Raw genomic sequence first — 12,944 nt, forward strand, 5'->3', positions numbered from 1 at the left:
ACCCATGACCGCCAAGGCCCCTTCAAGGGACGCCACTTCACTCATACCCCTCCCTACCAACATCGCCCGCATCACCACCATCACCGGCGCCGCACTCACCATCCTCTCCACCTTCCTCGCCTGGACCTGGACCACCGCATTCCCCGGCAACCTCACCGTCACCGGCTACCCCGGCGGCCTCCAGAACATCACCCTCACCGGAGGCATCCTCACCCTCCTCCACGCCCTCACCGCCTACCGCCCCCGCGGCCTCCGCTGGCTCACCCCCGCCGGAACCACCGCACCCACCCTCCTCCTCACCCTCGGCACCCTCGCCACCACCTGGTACACCCTCGCCGCCATCACCACCCAACTCGGCGGCCTCGCCCACCTCGAACCCGGCGCCTACCTCGCCGCCCTCGCCACCCTCCTCACCCTCACCGGCGCCCTCGCCCTCCCCGCCGACCGCCCCTACGACGACCGCGGCGGCACCAAACCCCCCACCCCCTGGAACCGCTTCCGCCACACCCTCACCACAGGCCGGCCACCCCGCCCCAAAGAACTCCCCACCTGGGCCGACATCCTCATCATCGCCGCCGCCTACGCCACCGGCCTCTACGCCTTCACCTACGGCATCGACACCGAATACGGCGAACTCTTCGTCGGCTACCTCATCCTCACCTGCTTCACCATCGCCGCCCTCGGCCGCGCCGGACTCACCACCCGCCTCAGCCACCTCACCGCCAAACACCGCAACATCGCACTCGCCGCCGCCTTCATCGCCGCCGCCTGCTTCCCCCTCACCCAGACCAACGACACCTACACCAACCTCGCCGCCAGCATCCTGATCTTCGCCACCGTCGCCCTCGGCCTCAACGTCGTCGTCGGCCTCGCCGGCCTCCTCGACCTCGGATACGTCGCCTTCCTCGGCGTCGGCGCCTACGCGGCCGCCCTCGTCTCCGGCTCCCCCGAATCCGCCCTCGGCGTCCACTTCCCCTTCTGGGCAGCCGTCCTCACCGGCATCGGCGCCTCCCTCGTCTTCGGCGTCCTCATCGGCGCCCCCACCCTCCGCCTGCGCGGCGACTACCTCGCCATCGTCACCCTCGGCTTCGGCGAGATCTTCCGCATCACCATGCTCAACCTCAACGGCACCACCGGCCCCGACGTCACCAACGGCTCCATGGGCATCCCCAACATCCCCGACCTCGAAATCCTCGGCTTCAAATTCGGCGAAACCCACGACATCCTCGGCGTCCCCATCGGCCGCTTCGGCAACTACTACCTGCTGATGCTGCTCGCCACCGCCGTCGTCGTCCTCGTCTTCCGCCGCGCCGCCGAATCCCGCATCGGCCGCGCCTGGGTCGCCATCCGCGAGGACGAGACCGCCGCCACCGCCATGGGCATCAACGCCTTCCGGCTCAAGCTCCTCGCCTTCGCCCTCGGCGCCGCACTCGCCGGACTCGCCGGCACCGTCCAGGCCCACGTCATCACCACCACCACCCCCGACAGCTACCAATTCGCCGGGACCGTACCCCCCAACTCCGCCTTCCTCCTCGCCGCCGTCATCCTCGGCGGCATGGGCACCATCAGCGGCCCCGTCATCGGCGCCGCACTCCTCTACCTCATCCCGAACAAAATGGAATTCATGCAGGACTACCAACTCCTGCTCTTCGGCCTCGCACTCGTCCTCCTCATGCGCTTCCGACCCGAAGGCATGGTCGCCGACCGCCGGAAACAACTCGAATTCCACGAGACCGACCAACTCGACGTACCCGAACGAGGCCTCCCCGACGGGGCAGTCGGCGTCACCAAGGCGGAGGCGTGACCGGCATGACGACCAGCCCGACCACAACCCCGGCCCCCGACGGCACCCACCCCGTCCTCCACGCCACCGGCGTCACCATGCGCTTCGGCGGACTCACCGCCGTACGCTCCGTCGACCTCGCCGTCCACCCACGCGAAATCGTCGGACTCATCGGCCCCAACGGCGCCGGAAAAACCACCTTCTTCAACTGCCTCACCGGCCTCTACACCCCGACCGAAGGCACCGTCACCTACCGCGACACCGTCCTACCCCCCAAACCCCACCTCGTCACCCAAGCCGGCATCGCCCGCACCTTCCAGAACATCCGCCTCTTCGCCAACATGACCGTCCTCGAAAACGTCCTCGTCGGCCGCCACACCCGCACCAAAGAAGGCCTCTTCTCCGCCCTCCTCCGCGGCCCCGGCTTCAAAAAAGCCGAACGCGAATCCACCCACCGCGCCATGGAACTCCTCGACTTCACCGGCCTCGCCGCCAAAGCCGACCACCTCTCCCGCAACCTCCCCTACGGCGAACAACGCAAGCTCGAAATCGCCCGCGCCCTCGCCAGCGACCCCGGCCTCCTCCTCCTCGACGAACCCACCGCCGGCATGAACCCCCAGGAGACCCGCGCCACCGAAGCCCTCGTCCGCGCCATCCGCGACCAAGGCATCGCCGTCCTCGTCATCGAGCACGACATGCGCTTCATCTTCAACCTCTGCGACCGCGTCGCCGTCCTCGTCCAGGGCGAAAAACTCACCGAAGGCACCTCCGACGCCGTCCAAGCCGACGAACGCGTCATCGCCGCCTACCTCGGCACCCCCTTCGAAGGCGCACCCGGCCAGGAAGAACTCGCCGAAGTCGAAGCCGCCGAAGCCCACGCCGACGCCCGCGCCGACCTCCCGGAGGAAACCCCATGACCCCCCTCCTCGAAGTCGACGACCTCCGCGTCGCCTACGGCAAGATCGAAGCCGTCAAAGGCATCTCCTTCACCGTCGAAGCCGGCCAGGTCGTCACCCTCATCGGCACCAACGGCGCCGGGAAAACCACCACCCTGCGCACCCTCTCCGGACTCCTCAAACCCCTCGCCGGCACCATCCGCTTCAACGGCACCCCCCTCACCGGAGTCCCCGCCCACCAGATCGTCGCCCGCGGCCTCGCCCACTCCCCCGAAGGCCGCCACATCTTCCCCCGGCTCACCATCGCCGAAAACCTCCAGCTCGGAGCGTTCCTCCGCAAGGACACCGCCGGAATCACCCACGACATCCAGCGCGTCTACGAGCTCTTCCCCATCCTCGGCGAACGCGCCAAACAAGCCGCCGGCACCCTCTCCGGCGGCGAACAACAAATGCTCGCCATGGGCCGCGCCCTGATGTCCCGCCCCAAGCTGCTCATGCTCGACGAGCCCTCCATGGGCCTCTCCCCGATCATGATGCAGAAGATCATGCAGACCATCACCGAACTCAAGGCCTCCGGCACGACCATCCTGCTCGTCGAACAGAACGCACAGGCCGCGCTCTCCCTCGCCGACCAGGGCCATGTCATGGAGATCGGCAAGATCGTGCTGTCCGGCACGGGGGCCGATCTGCTGCACGACGAGTCCGTGCGCAAGGCGTATCTGGGCGAGGACTGATAGGCGAAGGGCCCCGTCCGGCATCGGACGGGGCCCTTCGTACAGCGCGCTGCGGGACTACTGCTCCTTGGAGTCCTTGGGAGCCGACTGCTTGTTCTGCTTCTCCTGGGCGTCCTCGATGACCGCCTCGGCGACCTGCTGCATCGACAGCCGACGGTCCATCGACGTCTTCTGGATCCAGCGGAACGCGGCAGGCTCGGTCAGCCCGTACTGCGTCTGCAGAACGCTCTTCGCCCGGTCCACGAGCTTGCGTGTCTCCAGCCGCTGCGAAAGGTCCGCGACCTCCTGCTCCAGGGCCTTCAGCTCGGTGAACCGCGAGACCGCCATCTCGATGGCGGGCACGACGTCGCTCTTGCTGAACGGCTTCACGAGGTAGGCCATGGCACCGGCGTCCCGCGCCCGCTCGACGAGCTCGCGCTGCGAGAAGGCAGTGAGCATCAGGACGGGCGCGATGGACTCGGCGGCGATCCGCTCGGCGGCGGAGATCCCGTCGAGCACGGGCATCTTCACATCGAGAATGACCAGGTCCGGCTTGTGCTCCCGCGCCAGCGCCACGGCGGTCTCGCCGTCGCCCGCCTCACCGACGACGGAGTACCCCTCTTCTTCGAGCATCTCTTTGAGATCGAGACGGATGAGGGCCTCGTCCTCGGCGATGACGACACGGGTCGTGTGGGGAGGGGTGTGCGGCTGCTCGTCGTCGACAGGCGGCTGGGGCTCGGCGGCGGTCACGGGACTCCTCGATAGGACAGGTGGTGCCCCACGAGCGTACCTAGTCCTGTATGTTTGAGCACCGGAGGGGTATATACTTCCCTTGGATTGCAAGGCCCCGGTAGCCCAATTGGTGAGAGGCAATGGATTCAAAACCCATCCAGTGTCGGTTCGAGTCCGACCCGGGGTACTTCACCTTCGATTCGAAGGTCGCCTGAAATCCGCAACGGTTGGCGATCTTCACTCGCCTTGATGAACAAAGCTTCGATTAGGTCCATGACGGCAGCGGCTCAGCCAAGCTCGTCGGCATGTACGACCTCGATACGCGCAAGCGCGCACTCGCGCTCGTCAGCCAGGGCCACAGCCTCAACTCCGTGAGCAAGCAGACCGGCATATCCCGGTCCGCGATACGCGAGTGGCAAGCGAGGATCGAACCTCTCACTCGCTCAACCGAGTGCTCGATGTGCGGTGCCGACCCGCAACCCCCACAAGATCGCGCCGCATACGCCTACTTGCTCGGCCTGTACTTGGGCGACGGTTGCCTCAGCCTCGGCCGGAGAGGCGTCTACGCCTTACGCATCGCGTGCGCGGATGCCTGGCCCGGCCTCATCGACTCCTGCCGCGACGCCATGAGACTCGTACGCCCGGCGAACAGCGTCTGCACCGTCCGCAAGCAAGGCTGTGTCATGGTCACCAGCACCAGTAAGCACTGGCCCTGCCTGTTCCCCCAGCACGGCCCCGGCAAAAAGCACGAGCGGCTCATCGCGCTCGAACCCTGGCAGGAAGCCATCGTGGAGGAGTACCCCTGGGAATTCATACGCGGGCTCATCCACTCCGACGGCTGCCGGATCACCAACTGGACCACCCGCCTCGTCGGCGGCGAGCGCAAGCGCTACGAGTACCCCCGGTACTTCTTCACCAACAAGTCCGAGGACATCCTCTCCCTCTACGCCGATGCCCTCGACATCGTCGGCGTCGAATGGACGATGACGCGGCGCGGTAAGGACCCGTTCAACATATCCGTCGCCCGCAAGAACTCCGTCGCCCTCATGGACGCCCACATCGGGCCCAAGTACTGACCTACTCCTCCTCCCCGATGTGATGCACCCGCACCAGGTTCGTCGTGCCCGCCACCCCGGGCGGTGAGCCCGCCGTGATGATGACCATGTCGCCCTTCCGGCAGCGCCCGATCCGCAGCAGGTATTCGTCGACCTGGTCGACCATCTCATCCGTCGTCTGGACCATGGGGCCGAGGAAGGTCTCCACCCCCCACGTCAGGTTCAGTTGCGACCGCGTCGCCGGCTCCGGGGTGAAGGCCAGCAGCGGGATCGGTGAGCGGTAGCGGGAGAGCCGGCGGACCGTGTCACCGGATTGAGTGAAGGCGACCAGGAACTTCGCGCCGAGGAAGTCGCCCATCTCCGCCGCCGCGCGGGCCACCGAACCGCCCTGGGTGCGGGGCTTGCTGCGTTCGGTCAGGGGCGGCAGGCCCTTGGCGAGGACGTCCTCCTCGGCCGCCCGGACGATGCGGCCCATCGTCTTCACAGTCTCGACGGGGTATTTGCCGACGCTGGTCTCACCCGAAAGCATGACCGCGTCCGTGCCGTCGATGACGGCGTTGGCGACGTCGGAGGCCTCCGCGCGCGTGGGGCGGGATGCATCGATCATGGAGTCGAGCATCTGGGTCGCGACGATGACCGGCTTGGCGTTGCGCTTGGCGAGTTTGATGGCGCGCTTCTGGACGAGGGGCACGGTTTCGAGGGGCATCTCGACGCCCAGGTCGCCTCGGGCGACCATGATGCCGTCGAAGGCGGCGACGATGTCGTCGAGGTTGGCGACGGCCTGCGGTTTTTCGATCTTCGCGATGACGGGGAGGCGGCAGCCTTCCTCGTCCATGATGCGGTGGACGTCCTCGATGTCGTGGGCGCTGCGCACGAAGGAGAGGGCGATGATGTCGGCGCCCGTCCTGATGGCCCAGCGGAGGTCGTGGACGTCCTTGTCGGAGAGGGCGGGGACGGAGACGGCGACGCCGGGGAGGTTGAGGCCTTTGTGGTCGGAGACCATGCCGCCTTCGATGACGATGGTCCTGACGCGGGGACCGTCGACTTCGGTGACTTCGAGGGTGACGCGACCGTCGTCGACAAGGATGCGTTCGCCCTTGGTGACGTCGGCGGCGAGGCCGGGGTAGGTGGTGCCGCAGATGTGGCGGTCGCCTTCGGCGTCGTCGACGGTGATGGTGAAGTCATCGCCGCGTTCAAGGAGTACAGGGCCTTCGCGGAAGGTGCCGAGGCGGATCTTCGGGCCTTGAAGGTCGGCGAGGATGCCGACGTTGCGGCCGGTTTCCTCTGCGGCTTTGCGTACCCGCTCGTAGCGCGTCTCGTGGTCGGCGTAGGTGCCGTGGCTGAGATTGAGGCGGGCGACGTCCATGCCGGCTTCGACGAGTGCCTTGATCTGCTCGTACGAGTCGGTGGCGGGGCCCAGTGTGCAGACGATTTTTGCTCGGCGCATGGCACGAGCTTATGACTTACCGGCGGGTAGACAATTGGGTGTCCGCGACAGTCCAACGGCGTTTGGGCGAAAGGTTGTTGACAATTAGTGAAACGTGCGCGGGGGTGCTCCGATGAGCGTCGCGGGCGGTCCCGGGTCTCCCCCGCGCGGGGGTGTCAGAGGGCGGGGCGGGTCATCGTAAACCGGGCGTTGACTTGGGCGTAGACGTATTGGCGCTGGGGTTCGAGGTCGAGGGCGGGGGCGGGTGCTTCGCCTCCGTAGCCGGCTGATCGCATCATTCCGCCGGGTGCGGGTGGGAGACCGGCGGGGGTCGCGTTCTCGGCGCCGATGTCGGCGAGTTCGACGACGGCGACGAGTTCGGCGCCGAGTGCTCCGGCGTATTCGCGGGCGCGCTGTACTGCTTCCCGAACTGCTTGTTGGCGGGCTTCGCGGTGGGCGGGTGAGTCGGGGCGCAGGGCCCACCAGGGGCCGTCGACGCGGGTGAGGTCGAGGTCGGCGAGGCGGGTGGTGAGTTCGCCGAGGGCGGTGAAGTCGTTGAGGGTGGCGGTGAGGTGGACGGTGCCGTGGTAGGCGCGGATGCGTTCGTGGCGGCCTTTGTCGGTGAGTTGGGGGGTGATGGTGAAGGAGCCGGTTTCGAGTTGTTCGATTGCTTGGCCGTAGGACTTGATGAGTTCGAGGGTTTGGTTGTTGCGGTGGGTGAGGTCGGCGAGGGCGGTGCGGCGGTCGGTGCCGCGGGAGCTGACGGTGATTCCGAGGCGGGCGATTTCGGGGTCGACTTCGAGGCGGGCTTCGCCTCGGACGGCGAGTCGGGGGGTGTCGGGGGTGCCGTACGGGAGGGGCGCCGGTGGTGTCGTCATGGGGTCAGCGTCTCAGGTGGGTGGCGTGGGTGGCCGGTGTGGCGGGCGCCTACTGGGGAGTCACCGGATCGCAACCTTGGGGGTCTGTCCTGGGTGTGGCGGGCTGGGTCAGAATCTACGCGCGTTGTGCTGTTTGCCGAGGTTTCGGCCGTCACTGATGGGGAGAAGAGATGCCGCTCAACCGTAGGAAGTTCCTGGGGCGTACCGCCGCGACGGGTGCGGGGGTCGCGTTGGCGGGGGCTGCGGCTGCCGGGCCGGCGGAGGCTCAGGATTTCGGGCACCGGGATCGGCGGAAGAAGCGGTACGCGTTCACCGTCATGGGCACGACGGATCTGCATGGCAATGTCTTCAACTGGGACTATTTCACCGATGCCGAGTTCGATGACAAGGCGCACAACGATGTGGGTCTGGCGAAGATCTCGACGTTGGTGGAGCAGGTCCGTAAGGAGAAGGGCCGGCGGAATACGCTGTTGATCGACGCGGGTGACACGATTCAGGGTACGCAGTTGTCGTACTACTACGCGAAGGTCGATCCGATCACGCGGGTCGGTGGTCCGGTGCATCCGATGGCGCAGGCGATGAACGCGATCGGGTATGACGCGGCGGCGCTCGGCAACCATGAGTTCAACTATGGGATTCCGGTGCTGCGGAAGTTCGAGAAGCAGTGTGATTTTCCGTTGCTGGGTGCCAATGCGTTGGATGCGAAGACGTTGCGTCCGGCGTTCGCGCCGTATGTGATGAAGCGGGTGTGTACGCCGCACGGTCGTGATGTGAAGGTGGCGGTGCTGGGGCTGACGAACCCCGGGATCGCGATCTGGGACAAGGCGAATGTGCAGGGGAAGATGACGTTCCCGGGGCTGGAGGAGCAGGCGGCGAAGTGGGTGCCGAGGCTTCGGTCGATGGGTGCGGATGTGGTGATCGTGTCGGCTCATTCGGGGAGCAGCGGTACGTCGTCGTACGGGGATCAGTTGCCGCACATCGAGAATGCGGCGGCTTTGGTGGCGGAGCAGGTGCCGGGCATCGATGCGATTCTGGTCGGGCATGCGCATACGGAGATCCCGGAGTACCGGGTGACGAACAAGAAGTCGGGGAAGCAGGTTGTTCTGTCGGAGCCGCTGAAGTGGGGGCAGCGGTTGACGTTGTTCGACTTCGAGCTGGTGTGGGGCAAGGGGTGCTGGCAGGTCGAGTCGGTGTCGGCGAAGGTGTTGAATTCCAATACGGTGGCCGAGGACCGGAAGATCACGGGTCTGCTGCGTGATGAGCACGAGAAGGTCGTGGCGTATGTGAATCAGGTGATCGGTACGTCGTCGGCTGCGATGGGGGCGGCCGAGGCGCCGGTGAAGGACACGCCGATCATCGATTTCATCAACCATGTGCAGGCGGAGACCGTGAAGTCGGCGCTGGCGGGGACGGCGTACGCGTCGCTGCCGGTGTTGTCGCAGGCGTCGTGCTTCTCGCGGACGGCTGCGGTGCCGGCGGGGAAGGTGACGATCCGCGAGGTGGCGGGGTTGTATCCGTTCGAGAACACGCTGGAGGCGCGGGTGCTGACGGGTGCGCAGCTGCGGGCGTATCTGGAGTTCTCGGCGCGTTATTACGTGCGGACCGCTGCGGGTGCTCCGGTGGATCCGGCGAAGCTGACGAACGCGGAGAGCATTCCGGATTACAACTATGACGCGGTGAGTGGTCTGGCGTACGAGATCGACATCGCGAAGGAGCCGGGTTCGCGGATTGTGAATCTGTCGTTCGGGGGGAAGCCGTTGGATGATGCGGCGCAGTTTGTGCTGGCGGTGAACAACTACCGGGCGAGTGGTGGCGGCAATTTCCCGCATGTGGCGGGTGCGAAGCAGGTGTGGGCGAATTCCGAGGAGATTCGTAACACGATCATCGGGTGGGTGAAGGCGCAGGGGGCGATCGATGTGGCGCGGTTCGCTTCGGTGGACTGGAAGCTGACGCGGGATGGTGTGCCGGTGTTCTGAGGTGGTGGTGCGGGGGCGGGGCCGTTCGTGCTGCGTGGAGCGGTGATCACGGGCGGCGCCGCCCTCGGGCGTGGGCGGGGTGTTTCGAGCGGGTGGCGGCGCCGCTGGACGTCCGGCTGAGCCGTATGTCCGTGGGTGAACCGGCGGTGGAACGTTTCCGGTGGGTGCGCCAACGAACACTCGCTCGTGCTGATTGCGGGACAGTACGTTTCTGGGGCGCACCGTTCGCTTTCTCGAAGCCACGCGCCGAAACGGCAGGAGAACTGAAACCATGCCAGTGCACCCGCTCGTGCACCCGCTCGCCCGTCGGTCCGTGATCCTTGCGGCTGCCGCGTCCCTGGTGGTCCTGGCCCCTGGTGTGGGGCATACCGCTGCCGCCCCGGAGCCCATCAAGCATGAGGGGTCGGGGTGGTATCTCGACAGCGGTGGTGAGAAGTCCTCGGCCAAGGCCCCGACGTACACGGTGAAATACACGGGTGAGCCCGCGTCGGCGCCCGGCAATCTGAAGTGGTCCTACGACCCGGCCACGAAGCTCGTGAAGAATGAGGCGAACGGTTGGTATCTCGGTAGTGGTGGTGGCTCCTCCGCCAAGGCGCCCGCGTACACGGCGAAGTATGCGGGGGATCCGGCGGCTGCTCCCCCGGAGCTGAAGTGGTCGTACGACGCGAGCACCAAGCTGGTGAAGAACGAGGGGAACGGCTGGTATTTGGGTGCCGGGGGCGATGACTACGGGAAGGCGCCCGCGTACACGACGAAGTACACGGGAAGTCCTGCGTCGGCGCCGGCTCAGCTGAAGTGGGAGATACCGTCGTAATTTTCCGGATGCGGCCCTGTCGCAGGCCGAGGCCCCACTGACGCACGGTCTGTCAGTGGGGCCGCTTCGGTGTGGGGCAGGGGGTTCGGGCGTCAGATATTGGTGAAGGCGAGTTTCGCGCCGAGGGCGACGAAGGCTCCGGCGAAGGTGCGGCGCATCCAGGTGAGGACCTTGGGGCGGGAGATGACGTGGTCGCGGACGGCGGCGGCGAGCAGGCCGTAGCCGACGAAGATGACGAAGGTCATCAGCATGAAGACAAGGCTCAGTTCAAGCATGCGCATGACGGGGCTGGATTCGTCGGTGCTGACGAACTGGGGCAGGAATGCCAGGAAGAAGATGGTCAGCTTCGGGTTGAGGATGTTGATCAGTACGCCGGTGACGGTGACTTTGGTGGCGGAGGGGGCCGTGCCCGTGCCGTTTTCCTCTTCGACCTTGAGGGTGCCGCTTTCGCGGAGGGTGCTCCAGGCGACGTAGAGGAGGTAGGCGACGCCGAGGTATTTGAAGATCTGGAAGGCGAGGGCGCTGGCCTGGAGGAGTGCCGCCAGTCCCATGATGGTGGCGGCCATGTGGGGGACGATGCCCAGGGTGCATCCGAATGCCGCCACGATGCTCGGGCGGAATCCTCGGGAGAGGCCGGTGGCCAGGGTGTAGAGGACTCCGGTGCCGGGGGACGCGGTGACGATGAATGAGGTGACTAAGAATTCGATGCTCATGGGCGGCGCTCCTCTATTGCTGATATGTCAACCCTGGGCGAGTAGCGCCCGGGTCGCCGTTTCGACGTCCTCGTTGCGCATGAGGCTCTCGCCGACGAGGAAGGTCGAGATGCCGACCTTAGCGAGGCGGGCGAGGTCCGAGGGGCCGGCCACCCCGCTTTCGCCGATGATCACCCGTCCGTCGGGTACGCGGGGGGCGAGGGTCTCGCTGGTGGTGAGGGTGGTCTCGAAGGTCTTGAGGTTGCGGTTGTTGATGCCGATGAGGCGGGAGCGCAGCGCCAGTGCCCGGTCGAGTTCCGTGCCGTCGTGGACTTCGAGGATGACGTCCATGCCGAGGTCGTGGGCGGTGTCCTCGAGGTCCTTGGCGGTGGCGTCGTCGACGGCGGCGAGGATGATCAGTACGCAGTCGGCGCCCCATGCGCGGGCTTCGACGATTTGGTAGGGGTCGAACATGAAGTCCTTGCGCAGGGCCGGGAGCGCGGTGGCGGCGCGGGCGGCGGCGAGGTGTTCGGGGGCTCCTTGGAAGGAGGGGGTGTCGGTCAGTACGGAGAGGCAGGCCGCTCCGCCGGCTTCGTAGGCGGTGGCGAGGGCGGGCGGGTCGAAGTCGGCGCGGATGAGTCCCTTGGAGGGGCTCGCTTTTTTGATTTCGGCGATGAGGGCGTAGTCGCCCTGGGCGAGGCGGCGTTCGATGGCGGTGAGGAAGCCGCGGGGGGCGGGGGCGGCCTGGGCTTCCTTTTCGAGGGTGGTCTGGGGGCGGGTGCGCTTGGCGGCAGCGATCTCTTCGCGCTTGTAGCTTTCGATCTTGGTGAGGATGTCGGTCATGTCGGGGTCCTCTCGTGGGTTCGGGCCGTGTTCCGCGGGGGTTGCTCAGGCGTTCGAGACGGCTATCAGTCGGTCGAGGCGGCGGTGGGCTTCTCCGGTGTCGATCGACTTGGTGGCGAGTTCGATGCCGTGGGGCAGTTCTTCGGCGCGGCCGGAGACGACGAGTGCGGCGGCCGCGTTGAAGAGGGCGATGTCGCGGTAGGGGCCCTTCTCTCCTTGGAGGACTCCGCGGAGGGCTTCGGCGTTGCCTTCGGCGTCGCTGCCTTTGAGCATGTCGGGGGTGGCGCGGGCGAGGCCCATGTCTTCCGGGGTGACCTCGAAGGTGCGGATCGTGCCGTGGTCGAGGGAGGCGATGGTGGTGGGGCCCGTGGTGGTGATCTCGTCGAGGCCGTCGGAGCCGTGGACGACAAAGGCGCGTACGGAGCCGAGTTTGCCCAGGACCTGGGCGATGGGTTCGACCCAGTGCGCGGCGTAGACGCCGACCATCTGTCGTCGTACGCCGGCGGGGTTGAGGAGGGGGCCGAGCAGATTGAAGATGGTGCGGGTGCCGAGCTCGATGCGGGTGGGGCTCATGTGCTTGAGCGCGGGGTGGTGGTCGGGGGCGAACATGAAGCCGATCCCGGCTTCGGCGAGGCAGCGTTCGATGGCGTCGGGGGCGAGGTGGACGCGGACGCCGAGGGCGGCGAGGACGTCGGCGGCGCCGCAGCGTGAGGACAGGGCCCGGTTGCCCTGTTTGGCGACGGGGACGCCGGCTCCGGCGACGATGAGGGCCGCGCAGGTGGAGATGTTGTAGGAGCCGGAGGAGTCGCCGCCGGTGCCCAGGAGGTCGATGGCGCCGGGGGGCGCGTCGACGGTGAGCATCTGGGAGCGCATGGTGGTGACGGCGCCGGTGATCTCCTCGACGGTCTCGCCGCGCATGCGCAGCGCCATCAGCAGGGCGCCCATCTGCGAGGCGGTGGCTTCGCCCGTCATCATCCGGTCGAAGGCCCGGGCGGACTCCTCGAGTGTGAGCGTGGCGCCGGTCGCGACCTTGCCGATCAGGGCCTTGAAATCTTCCATGGGCTTCTCCTTGGGGCGGGCCCCGATTCCGACGGCACGATGCGCTGCGCCCCGGCGTCATCGGTCGTCGGGGCCAT

Annotated in this window: 12 protein-coding genes and 1 tRNA gene; 7 read left to right on the forward strand and 6 right to left on the reverse strand. The window is 66.9% G+C overall.

Going from position 1 to position 12,944, the window contains the following annotated elements; genetic code table 11:
• Positions 1–4: 4 nt before the first annotated feature.
• From JO379_RS08785 to JO379_RS08795, 3 genes are read left to right on the forward strand one after another with little or no spacing between them, the layout of a single operon-like run.
• Positions 5–1,804: a branched-chain amino acid ABC transporter permease gene (locus tag JO379_RS08785; protein WP_209518598.1), complete on the forward strand. Its 1,800-nt coding sequence runs from the start codon at positions 5–7 to the stop codon at positions 1,802–1,804.
• A gap of 5 nt (positions 1,805–1,809) precedes the next feature.
• Positions 1,810–2,700 carry an ABC transporter ATP-binding protein gene (locus JO379_RS08790; RefSeq protein ID WP_130877246.1) on the forward strand — a complete coding sequence of 297 codons (891 nt, stop codon included), beginning with the start codon at positions 1,810–1,812 and terminating at the stop codon, positions 2,698–2,700.
• A complete protein-coding gene (locus tag JO379_RS08795; RefSeq protein WP_130877247.1) occupies positions 2,697–3,413 on the forward strand; it encodes an ABC transporter ATP-binding protein in 717 nt (238 codons plus the stop codon). Before JO379_RS08790 ends, JO379_RS08795 begins: the two co-directional genes overlap by 4 nt.
• A 57-nt stretch (positions 3,414–3,470) precedes the next feature.
• Here JO379_RS08795 and JO379_RS08800 read toward each other — a convergent pair whose 3' ends face one another.
• Positions 3,471–4,142 carry an ANTAR domain-containing response regulator gene (locus JO379_RS08800; protein WP_130877248.1) on the reverse strand — a complete coding sequence of 224 codons (672 nt, stop codon included), beginning with the start codon at positions 4,140–4,142 and terminating at the stop codon, positions 3,471–3,473.
• Between the two features lie 94 nt (positions 4,143–4,236).
• Between JO379_RS08800 and JO379_RS08805 the strand changes: the two genes are divergently transcribed.
• Positions 4,237–4,311: transfer RNA gene (locus tag JO379_RS08805), tRNA-Leu, on the forward strand.
• Positions 4,312–4,429: 118 nt separating this feature from the next.
• Complete coding sequence (locus JO379_RS08810; protein ID WP_130877249.1) at positions 4,430–5,200, forward strand: helix-turn-helix domain-containing protein; 771 nt, start codon at positions 4,430–4,432, stop codon at positions 5,198–5,200.
• A 1-nt stretch (position 5,201) separates the two neighbouring features.
• Here the strand turns inward: JO379_RS08810 and pyk are convergent, their stop codons facing one another.
• Both pyk and JO379_RS08820 read right to left on the reverse strand, forming a co-directional pair.
• Entirely contained in the window at positions 5,202–6,626 is a 1,425-nt protein-coding gene (gene pyk, locus JO379_RS08815; protein WP_130877250.1) for a pyruvate kinase, read from the reverse strand.
• 155 nt (positions 6,627–6,781) lie between these two features.
• Positions 6,782–7,483 carry an SIMPL domain-containing protein gene (locus JO379_RS08820; RefSeq protein ID WP_209514519.1) on the reverse strand — a complete coding sequence of 234 codons (702 nt, stop codon included), beginning with the start codon at positions 7,481–7,483 and terminating at the stop codon, positions 6,782–6,784.
• Between the two features lie 170 nt (positions 7,484–7,653).
• Here JO379_RS08820 and JO379_RS08825 point away from each other — a divergent pair, with 170 nt between their 5' ends.
• Positions 7,654–9,459, forward strand: coding sequence for a bifunctional metallophosphatase/5'-nucleotidase (locus JO379_RS08825; RefSeq protein ID WP_209514521.1), 1,806 nt, complete (start codon positions 7,654–7,656; stop codon positions 9,457–9,459).
• Positions 9,460–9,730: 271 nt separating this feature from the next.
• Positions 9,731–10,273: a hypothetical protein gene (locus JO379_RS08830; RefSeq protein WP_130877253.1), complete on the forward strand. Its 543-nt coding sequence runs from the start codon at positions 9,731–9,733 to the stop codon at positions 10,271–10,273.
• 92 nt (positions 10,274–10,365) lie between these two features.
• On the opposite strand, the gene JO379_RS08835 is transcribed toward JO379_RS08830, so the two are convergent.
• The 3 genes from JO379_RS08835 to trpD are packed head-to-tail and all read right to left on the reverse strand — an operon-like array spanning position 10,366 to position 12,867.
• Positions 10,366–10,986, reverse strand: a complete 621-nt coding sequence (locus JO379_RS08835) for a LysE family translocator (RefSeq protein ID WP_130877254.1) — start codon at positions 10,984–10,986, stop codon at positions 10,366–10,368.
• 27 nt (positions 10,987–11,013) lie between these two features.
• Positions 11,014–11,808, reverse strand: coding sequence for an indole-3-glycerol phosphate synthase TrpC (gene trpC, locus JO379_RS08840; protein ID WP_130877255.1), 795 nt, complete (start codon positions 11,806–11,808; stop codon positions 11,014–11,016).
• A gap of 45 nt (positions 11,809–11,853) precedes the next feature.
• Positions 11,854–12,867, reverse strand: a complete 1,014-nt coding sequence (trpD, locus tag JO379_RS08845) for an anthranilate phosphoribosyltransferase (RefSeq protein WP_130877256.1) — start codon at positions 12,865–12,867, stop codon at positions 11,854–11,856.
• Between the last annotated feature and the right edge of the window lie 77 nt (positions 12,868–12,944).

The sequence above is a fragment of the Streptomyces syringium genome, from assembly GCF_017876625.1.
Lineage (GTDB): Bacteria > Actinomycetota > Actinomycetes > Streptomycetales > Streptomycetaceae > Streptomyces > Streptomyces syringius.